The sequence below is a fragment of the Pseudoroseicyclus sp. CXY001 genome, assembly GCF_041714655.1.
Classification (GTDB): domain Bacteria; phylum Pseudomonadota; class Alphaproteobacteria; order Rhodobacterales; family Rhodobacteraceae; genus Pseudoroseicyclus_A.
In genome coordinates this window covers 2,211,914-2,230,070 of the sequence record NZ_CP168219.1, presented here as the reverse complement: position 1 = coordinate 2,230,070, position 18,157 = coordinate 2,211,914, and the positions used below count along the sequence as shown (strand labels likewise).

The 18,157-nt window shown below is 71.3% G+C and carries 17 protein-coding genes; 12 read left to right on the top strand and 5 right to left on the bottom strand.

Features of this window, described 5'->3' with window-relative positions; all coding sequences use genetic code 11:
* Positions 1-72: 72 nt before the first annotated feature.
* The 6 genes from ACAZ03_RS10845 to ACAZ03_RS10820 all read left to right on the top strand — a co-directional run bounded on the left by ACAZ03_RS10845 (position 73) and on the right by ACAZ03_RS10820 (position 5,648).
* Positions 73-681 (top strand): VOC family protein, encoded by a 609-nt coding sequence (locus tag ACAZ03_RS10845; protein ID WP_373353493.1) that lies wholly within the window; start codon positions 73-75, stop codon positions 679-681.
* 23 nt (positions 682-704) lie between these two features.
* The gene (locus tag ACAZ03_RS10840; protein WP_373353491.1) at positions 705-1,187 is read left to right on the top strand and encodes an N-acetyltransferase family protein; all 483 of its coding nucleotides are present in this window, start codon (positions 705-707) and stop codon (positions 1,185-1,187) included.
* Between the two features lie 201 nt (positions 1,188-1,388).
* A complete protein-coding gene (locus ACAZ03_RS10835; protein WP_373353490.1) occupies positions 1,389-2,075 on the top strand; it encodes a TerB family tellurite resistance protein in 687 nt (228 codons plus the stop codon).
* A 4-nt stretch (positions 2,076-2,079) separates the two neighbouring features.
* Positions 2,080-3,087: an endonuclease/exonuclease/phosphatase family protein gene (locus ACAZ03_RS10830; protein ID WP_373353488.1), complete on the top strand. Its 1,008-nt coding sequence runs from the start codon at positions 2,080-2,082 to the stop codon at positions 3,085-3,087.
* A 327-nt stretch (positions 3,088-3,414) separates the two neighbouring features.
* Positions 3,415-3,825 carry an AAA+ family ATPase gene (locus ACAZ03_RS10825; protein WP_373353486.1) on the top strand — a complete coding sequence of 137 codons (411 nt, stop codon included), beginning with the start codon at positions 3,415-3,417 and terminating at the stop codon, positions 3,823-3,825.
* Between the two features lie 260 nt (positions 3,826-4,085).
* Positions 4,086-5,648, top strand: coding sequence for a Ppx/GppA family phosphatase (locus ACAZ03_RS10820; RefSeq protein WP_373353484.1), 1,563 nt, complete (start codon positions 4,086-4,088; stop codon positions 5,646-5,648).
* A 633-nt stretch (positions 5,649-6,281) separates the two neighbouring features.
* On the opposite strand, the gene ACAZ03_RS10815 is transcribed toward ACAZ03_RS10820, so the two are convergent.
* The gene (locus ACAZ03_RS10815; RefSeq protein WP_373353482.1) at positions 6,282-6,941 is read right to left on the bottom strand and encodes an HdaA/DnaA family protein; all 660 of its coding nucleotides are present in this window, start codon (positions 6,939-6,941) and stop codon (positions 6,282-6,284) included.
* Positions 6,938-8,149, bottom strand: coding sequence for an AI-2E family transporter (locus ACAZ03_RS10810; protein WP_373353480.1), 1,212 nt, complete (start codon positions 8,147-8,149; stop codon positions 6,938-6,940). Before ACAZ03_RS10810 ends, ACAZ03_RS10815 begins: the two co-directional genes overlap by 4 nt.
* 304 nt (positions 8,150-8,453) lie before the next feature.
* On the opposite strand from ACAZ03_RS10810, the gene proS reads away from it, so the two are divergent.
* Positions 8,454-9,791, top strand: a complete 1,338-nt coding sequence (gene proS, locus ACAZ03_RS10805; RefSeq protein ID WP_373353479.1) for a proline--tRNA ligase — start codon at positions 8,454-8,456, stop codon at positions 9,789-9,791.
* A 625-nt stretch (positions 9,792-10,416) separates the two neighbouring features.
* On the opposite strand, the gene ACAZ03_RS10800 is transcribed toward proS, so the two are convergent.
* From ACAZ03_RS10800 to ccmI, 3 genes are read right to left on the bottom strand one after another with little or no spacing between them, the layout of a single operon-like run.
* Positions 10,417-10,647: a DUF1289 domain-containing protein gene (locus ACAZ03_RS10800; protein WP_373353477.1), complete on the bottom strand. Its 231-nt coding sequence runs from the start codon at positions 10,645-10,647 to the stop codon at positions 10,417-10,419.
* Positions 10,644-11,120: a Holliday junction resolvase RuvX gene (ruvX, locus tag ACAZ03_RS10795; protein ID WP_373353475.1), complete on the bottom strand. Its 477-nt coding sequence runs from the start codon at positions 11,118-11,120 to the stop codon at positions 10,644-10,646. The genes ACAZ03_RS10800 and ruvX overlap by 4 nt, the downstream gene beginning before the upstream one ends.
* Entirely contained in the window at positions 11,117-12,385 is a 1,269-nt protein-coding gene (ccmI, locus tag ACAZ03_RS10790) for a c-type cytochrome biogenesis protein CcmI (protein WP_373353473.1), read from the bottom strand. The genes ruvX and ccmI overlap by 4 nt, the downstream gene beginning before the upstream one ends.
* A 143-nt stretch (positions 12,386-12,528) precedes the next feature.
* Between ccmI and ACAZ03_RS10785 the strand changes: the two genes are divergently transcribed.
* The 5 genes from ACAZ03_RS10785 to ACAZ03_RS10765 all read left to right on the top strand — a co-directional run bounded on the left by ACAZ03_RS10785 (position 12,529) and on the right by ACAZ03_RS10765 (position 18,109).
* Positions 12,529-13,779, top strand: a complete 1,251-nt coding sequence (locus ACAZ03_RS10785; protein WP_373353471.1) for a sarcosine oxidase subunit beta family protein — start codon at positions 12,529-12,531, stop codon at positions 13,777-13,779.
* 88 nt (positions 13,780-13,867) lie between these two features.
* A complete protein-coding gene (locus ACAZ03_RS10780) occupies positions 13,868-14,245 on the top strand; it encodes a hypothetical protein (RefSeq protein WP_373353469.1) in 378 nt (125 codons plus the stop codon).
* A gap of 69 nt (positions 14,246-14,314) precedes the next feature.
* Entirely contained in the window at positions 14,315-14,644 is a 330-nt protein-coding gene (locus ACAZ03_RS10775; protein ID WP_373353467.1) for a sarcosine oxidase subunit delta, read from the top strand.
* On the top strand, positions 14,641-17,601 hold the full coding sequence (locus ACAZ03_RS10770) for a sarcosine oxidase subunit alpha family protein (RefSeq protein ID WP_373353465.1): 2,961 nt from the start codon (positions 14,641-14,643) through the stop codon (positions 17,599-17,601). Before ACAZ03_RS10775 ends, ACAZ03_RS10770 begins: the two co-directional genes overlap by 4 nt.
* The gene (locus ACAZ03_RS10765; RefSeq protein ID WP_373353463.1) at positions 17,594-18,109 is read left to right on the top strand and encodes a sarcosine oxidase subunit gamma; all 516 of its coding nucleotides are present in this window, start codon (positions 17,594-17,596) and stop codon (positions 18,107-18,109) included. The genes ACAZ03_RS10770 and ACAZ03_RS10765 overlap by 8 nt, the downstream gene beginning before the upstream one ends.
* Positions 18,110-18,157 lie beyond the last annotated feature (48 nt).

Below are 18,157 nucleotides of genomic sequence, written 5' to 3'. Positions count from 1 at the left end.
GGACCCGCCGTCAATGCTCGCCCGCTCGTTGGCGCCCATTGACCCCGCCCGCGCGTCCGCCAGAGTGGCATCATGCGGCTCGATCACCTCGTCATCCTCTGCGCCGATCTGGCAGACGGCATCTCCCATGTCGCGGCGGCGCTCGGCGTCACGCCCGCGCCTGGCGGGCGGCACGCGCTTTTCGGCACCCATAATGCCGTCGTCTCGCTCGGCGGCGGCACCTATCTGGAGGTGCTGGCGCCCGACCCCGAGGCGCCGGTGCCGGAGCGGCCCCGCTGGTTCGGGCTCGATCTGTTCGAGGGCCCGCCCCGTCTCGCCAACTGGGCCTGCGCCGTGGACGACCTCGACGCCGCGCTCGATGCCGCGCCCTTCGCCGGCGAGCCGCTCGACCTCGCCCGCGGCGCGCTTCGCTGGCGGATCGCCGTGCCGGCGGATGGCGCCCTGCCGATGGGCGGCGCCTTCCCGACGCTCCTGGAATGGCAGAGCCCGCCCCCCGGCGAGACGCTGCCCGATGCCGGGCTCCGCCTGCGGTCGCTGGCGATCCAGGCGCCCCATGCCGGCGAGGCGCTGGAGGCGCTCGGCGGGGCGCTTCCCGACCCCGCGATCACCCTGACCGGCGCCGAGCGCTTCCGCCTCTCCGCCGAGATCGACACGCCCCACGGACCGCGGCATCTGGCCTGAGTCCTCCCGATGAGATCCCCCTCATGAGCATCACCATCCGCCCGGCGAGCGAGGCCGACATCCCGGCCCTCGCCGCGATCTGGAACCCGATCATCCGCGACACGACGATCATCTTCTCCGACGAGGAGAAGACGCCGGATGACATCGCCGCCATGATCGCCTCCCGCCCGGCCTTCCTCGTGGCCGAGGTGGAGGGCACTGTCGCCGGCCTTGCCACCTACGGGCAGTTCCGTCCGTCGAACGGCTACCGCGCGGCGATGGAGCATACGGTGCTGATCGCGCCCGAGGCCAAGGCCCGCGGCCTCGGCCGGGCGCTGATGGCGGCGATCGAGGCCGATGCGAAGGGAAGGGGCTTTCATGTCATGCTCGGCGTCGTCAGCCACGAGAACGCCGCCGGCATCGCCTTCCACCGGGCGGTTGGCTACCGCGAGACCGGCCGGCTGACCGAGACCGGCCAGAAGTTCGGCCGCTGGCTCGACGCAGTGGTGCTGCAGAAGATCCTCTAACCCCGCGGTCTTAGCTCCCGAAAAGCCTCAGGGCGGGGCTCGGGGGGCGCCATGAGTTCGAGCAACAACGGCGATGTGCCGCAGCCCTCGCACGCGCGCCCAAACCCGCAGTCTTCCCGGAGTGTTGCTCACCGAAAGCTGTACAAACCTGCCCCACCTTCCCCCTTCCGCCCCCATCCCGCCCGGCCTAGACTCGCGCCCATGTCGATCTGGACCCGCATCTCCGACGCGCTCGCGGCGCTTCGCCAGGGCGAGCCGCTCTCGGCGGTCTTCGACCGGCTGCGGGCGCCGCCGGACCGATCGGTGGCCTTCACCATCGCGGTGATCGCGCTCGGCGCGAAGATGGCCAAGGCCGACGGGCAGGTCACGCGCGACGAGGTGACGGCCTTCCGCGAGGTCTTCACCATCGCGCAGGAGGACGAGGCGGCGGCGGCGCGGGTCTACAACCTCGCCCGGCAGGACATCGCCGGCTTCGAGGATTACGCCGCCAAGGTTGCCGCCATGTTCGATGCGCCAGACGGGCCGCTGGCCGACGTGCTCGAGGGGCTCTTCCATATCGCGATGGCCGACGGCGATTACCATCCTGCGGAGGATGCCTTCCTCGCCCGCGTCGCCGGGATCTTCGGGATGTCCGAGCGCGCCTTCCAGCGGCTCCGCGCCCGCTTCGTCCCCGATGCCGAGCGCGACCCCTATGACGTCCTCGGCGCCGAGCCGGGGATGGCCCTTCCCGAGATCCGCCGGCTCTGGCGCGAGGGCGTGAAGGAGAGCCATCCCGATGCGCTCCGCGCCCGCGGCCTGCCGGAGGAGGCTCTGGCCCTCGCCGAGGCGCGCCTGATGGCCCTCAACCGGGCCTGGGAGCAGATCCAGGGCACCCGGGGCGCTGCCTGAGCCCATGCGGCTCGCCACCTGGAATGTCGAATGGTTCGACGCGCTCTTCGACGACGCGGGCCATCCGCTCGCCGATGCCGCGCCCTCCGGCCGGTTCGGCGTGACTCGCGAAGAACAGCTCGGCGCCATCGCCGAGGTGCTCCGCGCCCTCGATGCCGATGCGGTGCTGATCATCGAGGCGCCCGATATCTCGCGCCACCGCGACGGGCGGGCGGCGCTGGCCCGCTTCGCCTCCCGCGCGGGGATCCGCGCCTGCTCGGCGCTGGCGGGCTTTCCCTCCGAGACGCAGCAGGAGATCCTGCTCCTCCATGACCCGGCGGTGCTGAAGGCCGAACACGCGCCGAGCCGGCTTGGCGCGCCGCGCTTCGACGGGCGCTGGCGGATCGATCTCGATCTCGACGGGCTGCCGGAGCCGGTCACCTTCTCCAAGCCGCCGCTGGAGGCGGTGCTGAGCGGCTTCGGGCGAAGCCTGAGGTTCATCGGCGTGCACGCCAAGTCGAAGGCGCCCTACGGCGCCGCGGGCCCCGCCGATGCCACCCGCATCGCCATCGAGAACCGCCGCAAGCAGCTCGCGCAATGCCTCTGGCTGCGTGCCCGCGTCAGCGCGCATCTGGCGGAGGGGGAGAGCCTGGTGGTGGCGGGGGATTTCAACGACGGGCCGGGGCTCGACGCCTATGAGGCGCTCTTCGGCCGCTCCGGCGTCGAGGTCCTGATGGGGGCCGGGGAGCCGGGGCCGCTCTTCGACCCCCATGCCGCCGGCCTCCACCCCGCGACCACGGCACGGTTCCGCAGCGGCCCGGCCGGACCTGGGGCGGGCCCGGGGGAGGGGCCGGCCTTCGGCCCGGTGGAGGCGCTCCTCGACTTCATCCTGGTCTCGGAAGATCTGCGCGCCACCGGCCCCCGCTGGCGTGTCTGGAACCCGTTCGAGGACGAGGCGCTGGCCGGGGATGCCGGGCTCGCCGCCGCGCTGGTGGCGGCGTCGGACCACTTTCCGGTGACGCTGGACCTTTGAGGGGGATGGGGTGGTGGGTTGCAAACCCACCCTACGGCGTGTCGGACCGGTTGAGCTTTGCCCCCGCTCGGTACGCGCAGGGCGAGCGCCGGCCCCTCCCGCGGGCTGGCGCTCTGGTTGGGGCTGGGCTCGCGCTCAGAGCGGGGAGGATAGTTGCGCCATAAAGCGCACCGTTCAGCCGGGAGGAGCGCCAACCCCCGGGCCGGCGCTCGCCCTGCGCGGCAGCGTCGGGAAAGTTGGCGAGGGGGACGGGTCGCAACCCCCCTCTGCACCCCCCATCCGGCCTCCGCCTTTGAAGCCGGGCCGCGCAACCCTATCTTTCCTTCCATGAAACACATGACCCAGGCCCTCGCGGCCCCCGCCTTCGCTGCTGCGCTCGCGCTTCTCCCCGCCGGCCCCGTCGCCGCGCAGGAGGACGAGGGCGACGGCTTCAACCTCATGGAAGAGGGCGCCCGGCTCTTCATGCAGGGCCTCATGGACGAGATGGACCCGGCGCTGCAGGAGCTGCGCGACTTCGCGGAGGATCTGGAGCCCGCGATGCGCGAGATGACCGCCGAGATGGCCGCCGGCCTCGCCCGCGTGCTCGAAACCGTCGATTCCGTGCGCTATTACGAGGTGCCCGAGGTGATGGAGAACGGCGATATCATCATCCGCCGCAAGCCCGACGCCCCGCCTTATGTGCCGCGCGAGGATGACGAGACGGACGCGCCCGCGGACCCCGACGAAGCCGAGCTCTGATCCCGGGCGGGGCCGGGGGGCTGTTCTCCGGTTGGCCTCTAGAGGCCGGCTCCCCCCGCGGTGTCTGGGCACCCGCCTCTTAAGGAGGCGCTTGTCACTCACGACCCCCGGGGACGCCCCGGGGCCCCAGACCGGCTCTCCTGACTCCCGCCCCCGCGGGCCAATGTGACCCGAGGTCGACGCCCTGAGGGCGACCGGCCAGGCTGCCGGCCCTTGCGCGATGCTTGCGCAGGGGCCCTGCAATCGGGCAAGCAGGGCGCATGGACGACGCACCGATCACCGCGCCACCGCCGTCCGGGTCCCCGCGGCCCGGGCCGTTCACCCGGCCCATCTTCCTCGGCGAGGAGGCGCGCTCGCTCAGTCGGGTCGGCGTGGTGGACGTCGGATCCAACTCCGTCCGCTTCGTGGTCTTCGACGGCGCCGGCCGCTCGCCGGCCTATTTCTACAACGAAAAGGTCATGTGCGCCCTCGGCGCCGGCCTCTCCGACACCGGGCGCCTCTCGGCCCCCGGCAAGGAGCGGGCGCTTTCGGCGCTCCGCCGCTTCAATGCCCTCGCCGAGGGCATGGGCATCGCGCCGCTCACGGCCGTCGCCACCGCCGCGGTGCGCGAGGCGGAGGACGGGCCGGCCTTTCAGGAGGAGGTCAAGCGCCAGACCGGCATCGAGCTCTATGTCATCGACGGCGAGGAGGAGGCTCGGCTCTCCGCCCAGGGCGTTCTTCTCGGCTGGCCGGGTGCTTATGGCCTCGTCTGCGACATCGGCGGCTCGTCGATGGAGCTCGCCAACCTCGCCGATGGCGAGGTGGGGCTGCGGCTGACCTCGCCGCTCGGGCCGCTGAAGCTCCGCGAGGTGCAGGGCGGCCGCAAGGCGCTGAAGGCACATATCAAGGCGATCGTCGCCGATCTGCACGAGAAGATGCAGAAGGAGACCGGCAAGCGGCTCTTCCTCGTCGGCGGCTCCTGGCGGGCCTTCGCCCGGGTCGACATGGACAGGCGCGGCTATCCGCTGACCGTCCTGCACGAATACCGGATGACCAGCCCCGATGTGCGCGCCACCGAGAAGCACATCGCCGCCTCGGATCTCGAGGCCTTGCGCGGCAAGCTCTCGATCTCGTCGGAGCGGATGAGCCTCGTGCCCTATGCCTCCCAGGTGCTAAAGGAGCTGGTGAAGGTCTTCAAGCCGAAGGATATCGCCATCTCCTCCTACGGGATCCGCGAGGGGCTGCTTTACGAGCAGATGCCGCAGAGCTTGCGCGACCGCGACCCGCTGATCGAGGCGGCGCGCTTCGCCGAGGCGAAGGACGCGCGGGTGCCGGGCTTCGGCGATCTCCTCTTCGATTTCGTCATGCCGCTCTTCCCGCGCGCCGACTGGCAGAAGAAGCGCATCATCGAGGCGGCTTGCCTGCTCCACGACGTGAGCTGGCGGGCGCATCCCGATTACCGGGCCGAGGTCTGCTTCGACAATGCGACGCGGGCCAACCTCGGGGGCCTCAAGCATGAAGAGCGGATCTTCATGGGGCTGGCGCTGCTCCACCGCTACCAGAACAAGCGCGACGGCTCGCCCTACGAGCGGCTCTTCGCGCTTCTGGAGCCGAAGGAGGTGCAGGAGGCGGAGGTGCTGGGCAAGGCGCTCCGCCTCGGCGCGATGCTCTGGCTCGGCGCCGGCGAGGTGCCGGGAGAGCTGAAGTTCCGCCCGCAGAAGAAGGAGCTGACGCTCCGCCTCGCGCCCCGTGCCGAGCCGCTCTTCGGCGAAGTGGCCGCGTCGCGGCTGTCGTCCCTCGCCAGCTCGCTCGGCGCGAGCCATGAGGTGATCGTCAAGGGGTGAGGCCGGGGGGCGGGGTGCGGGAATGGTGGGTTACAAACCCACCCTACAGGTGCGCCCGTCTTCTCGCGTAAGGTGGGTTTTCAACCCACCGATCGCGCAACCTCCGAGCCATTCCCCCGCCCGGTACGCGCCGGCACGGCGCAGGGCGAGCGCCGGCCCGTCCCGCGGGCTGGCGCTCTGGTGGGGGCAGGCACAACGGTGGGCGGGGAGGTGGCTTGTCCCATAAAGCGCGCCGCTCGACCGTTGGAGCGCCAACCCCCGAGCCGGCGCTCGCCGTGCGCGGCGATGGTGTGCCAGATTGTGAGGGGGAAGGTGGGTTACAAACCCACCCTACGCCACGGGAGCAAGGTTCCAGCTATTCCCACGCCCGGTGCGCGCCGGAACGGCGCAGGGCGAGCGCCGGCCCGTCCCGCGGGCTGGCGCTCTGGTGAAGCTGGGCCCGGCCTCAGAGCAGGGAGGTGGCTTGCACCATAAAGCGCGCCGCTCGACCGTTGGAGCGCCACCCCCGGGCCGGCGCTCGCCCTGCGCGGCACCGTTTCTCCCGGTTGAGATGTGGGCGGTGGGTTACAAACCCACCCTACGCCGTGTTGGAAGGGTTCCGGGCAACCGGCCGTCCTCGGGCGGAGCTCCCCCTCACTCCCCCAGCACATCCCGCGCGAAGGGCACCGTCAGGTTACGGCCCTCCCTGAGCCCGGCGTCGTCCAGCGCCGCCACGGCCTCCGCCACCGCCGCGTGGCTCCGTTCCAGCCGGCCCGCGAGCCAGGGGATCACGTCGGGCGCCGGGCGGAGCTGGCGATCGGCGAAATGCTTGAGGAGAAGCCCGAAGAGCAGCGCGTCGTCGGGCTCGGGGATACGCATCACCAGCGCCGCCTGCACGCGGGTGGCGAGGTCGTTCAGCCGCAAAGGCCAGTCGCGGGGCGGGGTGCGGGCCGTCATCATCAGCCGCCCGCCCGTCGCGGCGAGGTGGTTGTGGAGGTGAAAGAGGGGCTCCTCGGCGGCCTCCGGCAGCGCCTCCATATCCTCCACCACCACCAGCCGCCCGGGCGGCGGCAGGACGGGCAGGGCGAAGCGCGCCGCGGGCACGACCTGCGCCGCCTCCGTCTGCTCCAGCACCCGAGCCAGGTGGCTCTTGCCGGAGGCGGCGGGGCCGACGAGGGCGAGCTTGCCGGCGGGCCAGCGGGCGGGGTCGGTCACCATCTCCCAGAGCGCGGCATTGCCGTCGGAGAGAAAGAAGTTCTCCGCCCCCTGCGAGACGAGCCCGGGGAGGTGAAAGCTGAGCTGGCCGTCGCTCACGAGCGATCGGGCTCCGGATCGGCCTGGGGATCGGATTGCGGGTCGGGCTCCGGATCGGTCTCTGGCGTCACGCGCGGATCGACTGGCAGCTCGCCGGCCAGGACCTCGTTCTCCCGCGCGGCCGGCACGACCTCGCCCGGTGTGACCTTCGGATTGGCCGAGACGCCCATGTAGAGAAGCGAGCGCTGATATTGATCGACGGCGAAGCGCACGATCACGCCCAGCATCGCCGCCACCGGCACCGCGACGAGGAGCCCGACGAAGCCGAAGAGCGCGCCGAAGACCGACAGGGCGAAGAGGAGCCAGACGGGGTGCAGCCCGACGGAGGAGCCGACGAGGTTCGGCGTCAGGATGTTGCCCTCGACGAACTGCCCGAAGACGAAGACCCCGGCGACGGCGGCGATCCACCACCATTCTCCCCAGAACTGGAAGAGCGCTACGCCGATGGAAAGCCCGCCGCCGACGACCGCGCCGACGTAAGGTATGAAGGTCACGAAGCCGGCAAAGGCGCCGATGGCGATGCCGAAGTTGAGCCCGATGAGCGCGAGGGCGACGGCATAGAAGGTCCCCAGGATCAGGCAGACCGTGCCCTGACCCCGGATGAAGGAGGCGAGCGTCTTGTCGATGTCCTTCGCGAGCTGGCGGACGGTCGGGGCATAATCGAGCGGCAGGAGCTCGTTCACCCGGCCGACCATCCTGTCCCAATCGAGGAGGAGGTAGAAGGTCACCACCGGCACGATCACGATGAGGACGAGGACGTTCACCACCCCCGCGGCGGAGGACAGGACGCTCTGCGCCAGCTCGGCCGAGCGGTCGGAGATCGCCTGCCCGAGCTTCTGGATCTGCTCGCGAAGCGCCGAGTCGCTGTCGATCAGCGCCGGGAAATGCGCCGAGGCCCAGGAGCGCAGCCGGTCAATCATCTCTGGCGCCGCCTCGATCAGGTCGCTCGTCTGCCGCACCAGCGTCGGCACGAGAAGGAGGATCACGGCGGCGAAGATCAGGACCGCAAGGACGGTGATGGTGATGACGGCGAGGATGCGGCTGAAGCCCAGCCGCTGCAGCCGGTCGGCGATAGGGTCGAGCACATAAGCGATGGCGCCCGCCAGCACGAAGGGCAGGATGACATTGCCCACGGCCCAGAGAATGAAGAAGAGCGCCAATGCGGCGATCCCCCAGTAGACCAGCTGATTGCGCACCGGCAGCGCCACGGGCGCACCTCCCCTTGCTTTGGCCCCGCCGGGGCCATCCCGCCAGCCTTGGCGGAAAGCGGCCCGCCGATCAAGGGCGGGGCAGGGGGAAACGGCGGGGCGGCGGCCCCGTGACGGCCCGTGACGGAGGGACAGCGGGTGCGGCCCGGCGTGATCCGCGCCGCGCCCCGATCCGACCGCCGGGCCGGGCCGCCGCCACAGGGCGCGCGCCGTCCGCCCGGGGAGGCCCAGGGAGGCTTGCCCTTCCCGGGCAAGCCCCGCTACACCGCCTTGGCCATTTGCTTGCCCCAGGAGGGATCCCCCGATGCGTCTCAGCCGTTATTTCCTGCCCGTGCTCAAGGAGACGCCGGCCGAGGCGCAGATCGTCTCGCATCGCCTGATGCTGCGCGCCGGGATGATCCGCCAGCAGGCCGCGGGGATCTATTCCTGGCTGCCGCTCGGCTACAAGGTGCTGAAGCGCATCGAGACGATCGTCCATGAAGAGCAGCAGCGCGCCGGGCATCTGCCGCTCCTGATGCCGACGATGCAATCGGCGGAGCTCTGGCAGCGTTCGGGGCGCTACGACGCCTACGGGCCGGAGATGCTGCGCATCACCGACCGGCATGACCGCGAGATGCTCTTCGGGCCGACGAACGAGGAGATGATCACCGACATCGTCGCCGCCTATGTGTCGTCCTACAAGGCGCTGCCGCTGACGCTCTACCAGATCCAGTGGAAGTTCCGCGACGAGGTGCGCCCGCGCTTCGGCGTGATGCGGGGCCGCGAGTTCCTGATGAAGGACGGTTACAATTTCGACCTGACGAAGGAAGACGCGCTGCACGCCTACAACCGTCACCTCGTGACCTATCTGCGCACCTACGAGCGCATGGGGCTGCAGGCGATCCCGATGCGGGCGGATTCCGGCCCCATCGGCGGCGATTACACGCATGAATTCCTCGTGCTGGCCGAGACGGGCGAGAGCGAGGTCTTCTACGACAGCGAGATCACCGACCTGACCTTCGGCGACCGCGAGGTCGATTTCGATTCGAAGGAGGCCTGCCAGGCGGTGCTGGACGAGTTCACCTCGCGCTACGCCCGCACCGACGAGACGCATGACGAGGCGATCTTCGCCGAGATCCCCGAAGAGCGCCGCCGCGTGGCGCGCGGCATCGAGGTCGGGCAGATCTTCTATTTCGGCACGGAGTATTCCGAGAAGCTCGGGGCGGTGGTGACCGATGCCGAAGGGCAGAAGGTGCCGCTGCACATGGGGAGCCACGGCATCGGCGTCTCGCGCCTTCTCGGCGCGATCATCGAGGCGAGCCATGACGACAAGGGCATCATCTGGCCGGAGGGCGTGACGCCCTTCCACGCCGGGATCGTGAACCTGCGCCAGGGCGATGCGGCGACGGATGCCGCCTGCGAGGCGCTCTATGCGGCTCTGAAGGCCAAAGGGCTCGACCCGCTCTACGACGACCGCGACGAGCGGGCGGGCGGCAAGTTCGCGACGATGGACCTCATCGGCCTGCCCTGGCGGGTGACGGTGGGGCCGCGCGGGCTGGAGAAGGGCGTCGTCGAGCTCACCTCCCGCAAGACGGGCGAGAGCGAGGAGATGTCCGCCGAGGCGGCGGCCGACCGGCTGGCGGAGATCTACGCGGGGGTGTGAGGGCAGGGGGCGACCCCTCCGTGGGGCGCCTCGCGTAGGGTGGGTTTTCAACCCACCTCCCGCGCCACGCTCGTGCGGTGCACCGCCCGGTGCGCGCCGAAGGCGCAGGGCGAGCGCCGGCCCGTCCCGCGGGCTGGCGCTCTCGTGAGGCCGGGCGCGACGGTGGGCGGGGGATTGGCTGCACCATAAAGCGCCATGCGGAGCAGGTGGGAGCACCAACCCCCGGGCCGGCGCTCACCCCGCGCTGCATCGTCGCGCCCGGTTGTGAGCGGGCGGTGGGTTACAAACCCACCCTACGCATGTCCCGACCGTTGAACGACGCCCCCGCCCGGTACGCGCCGGCACGGCGCAGGGCGAGCGCCGGCCCGTCCCGCGGGCTGGCGCTCTGGTGAGGGCAGGCGCGACGGTGAACGCGAGATCGGTTGCACCATAAATTGCTCCGCTCAGACGCTGGAGCGCCAACCCCGGGCCGGCGCTCGCCCCGCGCGGCACCGTTGCGCCCGGTTGTGAGCGGGATGGTGGGTTGCAAACCCACCCTACCATGTCGGGCCCGTCGAGTTGCTCCCCGCCCCGCGCGTCACGGCTGTACCCGTATGAAAACCGGAAGGTGAGCTACAAACCCACCCTACTCCTGCTTCCGCCCCGCGCGCCCGCCGCGGCGCTGGCGGAGGAGGCCGGCGCGGGAGGGCAGGTCGGCCATCACCGCCGCCCGCTCTTCCGCCGAGAGGCGCGACCAGGCGGCGATCTCGTCGACCGTCCGGTAGCAGCCGGTGCAGATCCGCGCGCGCGGATGGATCACGCAGACCTTCACGCAGGGGCTCTCCACCTCGGCGCGGCGCCAGACCTCGTCGCTCATCGCCCGCCCTCCAGATGCCGGAGCCGGTCGAGCAGCCCCTGCAGGATGTAGCCCGCCGCCACATGGTCGATCACCTCCGCCCGGCGCCGCCGGGAGGTATCGGCCTCCAGGAGCGCCCGCTCGGCCGCCATGGTGGACAAGCGCTCGTCCCAGAAGGCGATCGGCAGTTCGGTCAGGCGGGAGAGGTTGCGCCCGAAGGCGCGGGTCGACTGGGCGCGGGGGCCCTCGGAGCCGTCCATGTTGATCGGCAGGCCGAGGACGATGCCGACGCAGGCGCGGCCCGCGGCGATCTCGAGGAAGCGCGCCGCGTCGAGCGTGAACTTCTTCCGCTTGATCGTCTCGATCGGCGAGGCGACGGCTCGCAGCCCGTCCGACACCGCGACGCCCAGCGTCACCGTGCCGAGATCGCCGCCGATCAGCGCGCCGGTGCGGGGCAGGGCGGCGGCGAAGGCCTCGGCGCTCTCGCAGATCACGGGGCGCTCCCCTCGTCCGGGGTGCCGAGCTCGGCCGGTCCGGCCCCCGGGGCCACGGGTACGAGGCCGAGCCCCGCCGCGGCCTCGTCGATCAGCGCCAGCGCCGGGGCATTGCCGGCGAAGGCCTCCTGCGCCTCGGCATAGATCTCCGCCGCCGGCTCCGTCCGGCCGAGTACGCCGAGCGCGCGGATCGCCTGCGCCCAGTCCTCCGCCGGGCCGCCCTCCTCCGCCAGCCGGGTGAGGAGGCCGGAGACCATGCCTTCGACCATCTGCGCGCGCTCCTCGGGCGTCATGTCCTCCGCAGCGGCGACGTCCTCCGCGCTCGGGCCGCGGCCTTCGGGGGCGGTGTAGCGCAGGCCCATGCGGGAGGCGACATCGCCGATCTGCAGGCGCGCCAGCTCGGCATAGGGGCCCGTGCCCTCCTCGGCGAGCGGGCGCCAGAGCGTGAAGGCGAGGTCCGGCCGGTCGAACTGCGCTTGCAGGAGGCCCATGTAATAGCGCCCCGCGGCATTGCCGGGATCGGCATCGAGGAGCTGCCGGGCCAGCGCCTCGGCCTCCGGCGAGACGAAGCCGCCTGCCGCCGCCACCAGCCGGTCAAGGAGCCCCTCGCGGTCGGCCGGGGTGACATTCTCGCCCCGCAGCACGATGAGCTGCTCCTGCGCCCGTGCGGCGGCGGCGTAGTTGCCGAGCGCGAATTCATGCTCGGCGAGAAGCTCCCAGCCGCGCGGATCCTCCGGCCGGGTCGGCACGGCGGCGCGGAGCTGCTCGATCATCGCCAGATACTCCTCCGGCGCCTCGGGCGGGGCCGGCATGGCCTCTGCCGCCAGCGCCTCGGCCTGGGGCTGCCTGATCCGCCCCTCGCGCGCCTCGGCGGCCATGTCGATGCGCATGCCCTGCGGCAGGTCGGGATAGCCCGGTGCCCCGAGCGCGAGGTAGAGCCCGGCGCCGCCGCCGGCGAGGGCGAGCACCACCAGCGCCGCCCCGGCCAGCGCCGCCGGCCGCGGCGCGGCGCGGCCGCGCGCCTCGCCCTCCGCCGAAAGGAGCCGCCGGGCGACCTCGGCGCGCACGCGCTCCGCCTCCGCCTCGGCGAGAAGGCCGCGGGCGCGGTCGCGCTCCACCTCGGCGAGCTGCGCGCGGTAGAGCGCCCGGTCGGATCCGCCGCCGCCCGCGTCATCGTCACCGACGGCGGTGCCGGGCCGCAGGAGCGGCAGGCAGAGGATCAGCCCGACGCCGATCGCCATAAGGAGTGCAAGAGCCCAGAACATCGCTGCCTCTCTAGCGCCGGCGGAGGGGCGCCGAAAGGCCCCCGGGACCCCCTGTCGCATTCGTGCAAAGATGCGCCGCTCCGGATAGGATGGACAGCGCCGCAGCGCGGCAGGAAGACAGCACCAGCATTTCGGGGATTCGCATGTCCACGCGCCGATATTCCGCCTTCGCCCTCGCACGGGAGGCGCTCAGAGATCACCTCGGCTGGCAGCGGGCCTGGGCGAAGGCCAGCCCCAAGCCGCGCTACGATGTCATCATCGTCGGCGCCGGCGGCCATGGGCTCGCCACCGCCTATTACCTCGGCAAGAATTTCGGCATCCGCAACGTGGCGGTGCTCGAGAAGGGCTGGCTCGGCGGCGGCAACACCGGGCGGAACACGACCATCATCCGGTCGAACTACCTGCAGGATTCCTCCGCCGCGATCTACGAAAAATCGCGGAGCCTCTACGAGACGCTGAGCCAGGATCTCAACTACAACGTCATGTTCTCGCCCCGGGGCGTCATGATGCTGGCGCAGACCGAGCACGAGGTGCGCGGCTACAGGCGCACCGCCCATGCCAACTCGATCCAGGGGGTGCAGACGGAGTTCATCAGCCCCGAGCGGGTGAAGGAGCTGGTGCCGATCATCGAGCTGAAAGGGCCCCGCTACCCGGTGCTCGGCGCGCTCTGGCAGGCGCGGGGCGGCACGGCGCGGCACGATGCCGTCGCCTGGGGCTATGCCCGCGCCTGTTCGGCGATGGGGATGGACATCATCCAGAATTGCGAGGTGACCGGCGTCACCTCCGAAGCCGGCCGCGTCACCGGCGTGCAGACCACCCGCGGCGACATCGGCTGCGACAAGCTGGGGCTGGTCGTCGCCGGGCATTCGGGGGTGCTGGCGCAGAAGGCCGGCTTCCGCCTGCCGATCGAGAGCCTGGCGCTGCAGGCGCTCGTCTCGGAGCCGGTGAAACCCTGCATGGACGTGGTGGTCATGGCCAACACGGTGCACGGCTACATGAGCCAGTCCGACAAGGGCGAGATGGTGATCGGCGGCGGCACCGACGGCTTCAACAACTACACGCAGCGCGGCAGCTTCCACCATATCGAAGAGACGGTGCGCGCGCTGATCGAGACCTTCCCGATGATCTCGCGCCTCAAGATGCTGCGCCAGTGGGGCGGCATCGTCGACATGACGGGCGACCGCTCGCCGATCCTCTCGAAGACCCCGGTGGAGGGCATCTTCGTCAATTGCGGCTGGGGAACGGGCGGCTTCAAGGCGATCCCCGGCTCCGGCTGGGCCATGGCGGAGCTGATGGCCAAGGGCGCCTCGCCTCTGGCTGCCGATTTCGGGCTGAACCGCTTCCGTGAGGGGCGCTTCATCGACGAGAGCGTCGCGGCCGGGGTGGCGCATTGATGGCACATCGGCGGATCCTTGCCGCGGGCGAGTGGAACCCGGACGCAAGTCGCTGCGTTTGCCGGACAAATGACCCACGGAGGCCAGAATGTCCGACCCCAACCGCGACCCGCAGACCCGTACCGGGATGCGTGACGAATCCACCAATGTCGTTGTCGAGCCCAGCCGGCGCGGCGGCTCAGCCGGGCTCATCGCCGCGGCCGTTGCCGCCATCGTCGTCATCGTGGCGCTGCTCGCCTGGGCGATCCCCGATCGCGGGCCCATCGAGGAGGGGCTCGAGAGCGACCCGGCCGCCGCGACCGCGCCCGCCGGTGATGTCGATATCGACGTCGACGCGAGCGCCGGTTCCGCCGATGGCGCCACCATCGAAGAGCCTGTCACCGAAGACGGCGATGCGCTCGAAGATGCCCCGCCGGCCGATGACACGGATGCCGGCGTGCCGGCTGACGAGCCCGTTACCGAGTAAGTTCAACGGCTTGCCCTTGGGTCCTCACGCGAGGACCTGCCGCGCGGCCTCCATCCAAGGGGGCCGCGCATGCTGACTCTCACCTGTCCCTGCTGCGGCATCGCCGCCGATGAAACCGAGCTCGCCCCCGGCGGCGAGGCGCATGTGAAACGCGCCGGCCCCGGCGCGAGCGACGAGGCCTTCGAGGCCTATCTCTTCGAGCGCGAGAACCCGCGCGGCCCCCATTTCGAGCGCTGGCGCCATGCGGCCGGCTGCGGCAAGTGGTTCCTCGCCGCGCGCGACACCGCGACGCTCGAGGTCTACGGCACCTATCCGGCGCAGACCACCGAGCCGCCCCAGCACATCCGCGATGCCATCACCGCCCGCCACCCCGGCTGGCGCTGGAGGGACTTTTCATGAGCACCCGCCTGCCCGAGGGCGGCCGGCTCCTCGACCGGAGCCAGCCGCTGGACTTCACCTTCGACGGCAAGCGCCTCCATGGCCTCGCCGGCGACACGCTCGCCTCGGCGCTGCTCGCCGAGGGGCAGATGCTGCTCGGCCGCTCGTTCAAGTATCACCGCCCGCGCGGGCTCGTGGCCTCCGGCGCCGAGGAGCCGAATGCGCTCGTCGGCCTGGGCGAGGGGGCCTTCTTCGAGCCCAACCAGCGCGCGACGGTAACCGAGCTGCACGACGGCCTCACCGCAATCAGCCAGAACCGCTGGCCGAGCCTCGAGGCCGACGTCGGCGCGGTGAACTCCCTGCTCACGCGCTTCCTGCCGGCGGGCTTCTACTACAAGACCTTCCTCTGGCCGCGCGCCTTCTGGAAGCATGTCTACGAGCCCTTCATCCGCGCCTCCGCCGGGCTCGGGCGGCCGCCGAAGGAGCCCGACGGCTCCACCTACGAGCATTTCCACGCCCATGCCGATCTCGTGGTGATTGGCGGCGGCGTCTCCGGGCTGGCCACGGCGCTCGCCGCCGCGCGCGAGGGGCGGCAGGTGCTGCTCATGGAGCAGAGCGCCCATTGGGGCGGCCGCGCCGTGGTGGACGCACCGGAGATCGACGGGATGCCCGCCGAAACCTGGGTGAAGAATGCCATCGAAGAGCTTGGAAACGCGCCCAATGTGCGGATGCGCCTGCGCTGCATGGGCGCCGGGCTCTACGACCACGGCTACCTCCTCGCCTATGAGCGGCTGACCGATCATGCGCCCGGCACCCCCGGCCCCCGCCACCGGCTCTGGCGCATCCGCGCCGCCGAGACGCGGCTGGCAACCGGCGCGCTGGAACGGCCGCTCTCCTTCGCCGGCAACGACGTGCCGGGGGTGATGCTGGCCTCCGCCATGCGCGACTATCTGGTGAACTGGGCGATCTCGCCGGGCGACCGCACCGTCGTCGTCACCAACAACGACGATGCCTACCGGACGGCGCTGGCGCTGCACACCGCCGGGCTCTCCGTCCCCGTCATCGTCGACGCCCGCCCCGAGGTCACCGGTGCCCTGCCGAAGGCGGCGCGCGATGCCGGCATCCGCGTCGAGCCCGGCCGCGCCATCGTCAAGGTCGAGGGCGGCAAGCGGGTCACCGGCGTCGAGATCGGGTTGCAACGCGGCGAGGGCGGGGCGCTGGAGCGCATCGCCTGCGAGGCCGTCGCCATGTCGGGCGGCTGGTCGCCCGCCGTGCATCTCTGGTCCCATTCCGGCGGAAAGCTCACATGGGACGAGGCCGGGGCGATGTTCCGCCCCGACGCCGCCCGCCCGCCCCTCGGCGACAAGGGCCAGCCCATCGCCAGCGTCGTCGGCGCCGCCAATGGCCATCTGGGTACGGGCGCGGCGCTCGCCGATGCCGGCCTGCCGCTGGAGGCGCGCGAGCCGGAGGAGCAGCCGCTCGCCCCGGTCTGGATCATGCCCGAGGGCGCCGGCCCGGCGCTCAAGCGCAAGATGTTCCTCGACTACCAGAACGACGTGAAGGTCTCCGACGTGCAACTCGCCGCCCGCGAGGGCTACGAGAGCGTCGAGCATGCCAAGCGCTACACGACGCTCGGCATGGCGACCGATCAGGGCAAGCTGAGCAACATCAACGGTCTGGCCGTGCTCTCCGGCGCGCTGAACGCCGCGATCCCGGCCACCGGGACGACGACGTTCCGCCCGCCCTATACGCCGATCTCGATGGGCTCCATCGCCGGCGCGGCGCGCGGCCCGCTCTTCCAGCCGATCCGGCAGACGCCGATCCACGGCTGGCACGCGGCCCATGGCGCCATCTGGGAGCCGGTCGGCCAGTGGCGCCGGCCCTATGCCTACCTGCAGCCCGGCGAAGACCGCCACGCCGCCGTCACCCGCGAGGTGAAAGCCGTGCGCCAGAGCCTCGGGCTCCTCGATGCCTCGACGCTCGGCAAGATCATCGTCAAGGGTCCGGACGCCGGGCGCTTCCTCGACATGATCTACACCGGCAAGCCCTCGACCATCCCGGTCGGCAAGTGCCGCTACGGGCTCGTCTGCAACGAGAACGGCTTCCTCATCGACGACGGCGTCGCGGCGCGGCTGAGCGAGGACACCTGGCTCTGCCACACCACCACCGGCGGCGCCGAGAGCATCCACGGCCATATGGAAGACTGGCTGCAGTGCGAATGGTGGGACTGGCAGGTCTACACCGCCAATGTCACCGAGGCGTGGGCGCAGGTGGCCGTCGTCGGCCCGAAGGCCCGCGAGGTGCTGGAGACCTTAGGCGGCATGGACGTGTCGAAGGAGGCGCTGCCCTTCATGGGCTGGGCCGAGGGCGAGCTCGCCGGCATCCCGGCGCGGATTTTCCGCATCTCCTTCTCGGGCGAGCTCTCCTATGAGGTGGCCGTGCCGGCCGCCCGGGGGCTTGAGCTCTGGGAAACGCTGGTGGAGGCGGGCGCCCCCCATGGCGTCACGCCCTATGGCACCGAGGCGATGCATGTGCTCCGCGCCGAGAAGGGCTACGTCATGATCGGCGAGGAGACGGACGGGACTGTGATTCCGCAGGATCTGAACCTCGGCTGGGCGATCAGCAAGAAGAAGGACGACTACATCGGCAAGCGAGCGCAGGAGCGGAGCCACATGGCCGGCGCCGACCGCTGGCGGCTGGTCGGGCTGGAGGCGGAGGACGGATCCACCCTCCCCGAAGGCGCCTATATCCTCGCGGACGGCGACAACGCCAATGGCCAGCGCAACACGCAGGGCCGCGTCACCTCCACTTACCATTCGCCGACCTTCGGGCGGGGCATCGCCATGGCGCTCCTCCACCGGGGGCCGGAGCGGATGGGCGAGACGGTGGAAGTGACCAACGGCGCGGGCGGGGCGATCCGTGCAAGGGTCTGCGATACCGTCCTTTATGACCCGCAAGGGGAGCGGCTCAATGGCTGAGACGAGCGTGTTCGAGGTGCCGGGCGCCATGGTGCTCCTCCGGGGGGACCATGAAGCAATCGGCGAAGCGGCGGCGCATGTCGCCGGCCTGCCGATGCCGGAGACGCGGCAGATCACCGGCGGGGCGGAGCGGGCCTTGGCCTGGATGTCTCCCGACGAGATCCTGATCCTCGCCGCCGAGGGCGCCGGGCCGGGCATGGCGCGGGCCCTGGGCGAGAAGCTCACGGGCGTGCATCACCTGGCGCTCGATGTGTCGGACATGCGGGTGCGGCTGCGCGTCACCGGGCCTTACGTCCGCGAGGTGCTGGCGAAGCTCTCGCCGGCCGATCTGGCGCCGGGCGCGTTGCCCGAGGGCGAATTCCGCCGCTCGCGGCTGGGGCAGGTGCCGGCGGCCTTCTGGGTCTCGGGGCCGGACAGCTTCGACGTGATCTGCTTCCGCTCGGTGGCGGGGTACCTGCGCGAGCTTCTGGAGCATTCGGCGGCGGCGGGGCCGGTCGGCCACTTCTAGGACGGCGAAGGCGGAAACCTCAGGGTTTCCGCCCACCTCCGCTTCCGG

What these genes read in the sequence shown, in the direction of transcription:
- ACAZ03_RS10845 (WP_373353493.1), top strand. Translation starts at nt 73, where the DNA reads ATGCGGCTCGATCACCTCGTCATCCTCTGCGCCGATCTGGCAGACGGC.
- ACAZ03_RS10840 (WP_373353491.1), top strand. Translation starts at nt 705, where the DNA reads ATGAGCATCACCATCCGCCCGGCGAGCGAGGCCGACATCCCGGCCCTC.
- ACAZ03_RS10835 (WP_373353490.1), top strand. Translation starts at nt 1,389, where the DNA reads ATGTCGATCTGGACCCGCATCTCCGACGCGCTCGCGGCGCTTCGCCAG.
- ACAZ03_RS10830 (WP_373353488.1), top strand. Translation starts at nt 2,080, where the DNA reads ATGCGGCTCGCCACCTGGAATGTCGAATGGTTCGACGCGCTCTTCGAC.
- ACAZ03_RS10825 (WP_373353486.1), top strand. Translation starts at nt 3,415, where the DNA reads ATGAAACACATGACCCAGGCCCTCGCGGCCCCCGCCTTCGCTGCTGCG.
- ACAZ03_RS10820 (WP_373353484.1), top strand. Translation starts at nt 4,086, where the DNA reads ATGGACGACGCACCGATCACCGCGCCACCGCCGTCCGGGTCCCCGCGG.
- proS (WP_373353479.1), top strand. Translation starts at nt 8,454, where the DNA reads ATGCGTCTCAGCCGTTATTTCCTGCCCGTGCTCAAGGAGACGCCGGCC.
- ACAZ03_RS10800 (WP_373353477.1), bottom strand. Translation starts at nt 10,647, where the DNA reads ATGAGCGACGAGGTCTGGCGCCGCGCCGAGGTGGAGAGCCCCTGCGTG.
- ccmI (WP_373353473.1), bottom strand. Translation starts at nt 12,385, where the DNA reads ATGTTCTGGGCTCTTGCACTCCTTATGGCGATCGGCGTCGGGCTGATC.
- ACAZ03_RS10785 (WP_373353471.1), top strand. Translation starts at nt 12,529, where the DNA reads ATGTCCACGCGCCGATATTCCGCCTTCGCCCTCGCACGGGAGGCGCTC.
- ACAZ03_RS10780 (WP_373353469.1), top strand. Translation starts at nt 13,868, where the DNA reads ATGTCCGACCCCAACCGCGACCCGCAGACCCGTACCGGGATGCGTGAC.
- ACAZ03_RS10775 (WP_373353467.1), top strand. Translation starts at nt 14,315, where the DNA reads ATGCTGACTCTCACCTGTCCCTGCTGCGGCATCGCCGCCGATGAAACC.
- ACAZ03_RS10770 (WP_373353465.1), top strand. Translation starts at nt 14,641, where the DNA reads ATGAGCACCCGCCTGCCCGAGGGCGGCCGGCTCCTCGACCGGAGCCAG.
- ACAZ03_RS10765 (WP_373353463.1), top strand. Translation starts at nt 17,594, where the DNA reads ATGGCTGAGACGAGCGTGTTCGAGGTGCCGGGCGCCATGGTGCTCCTC.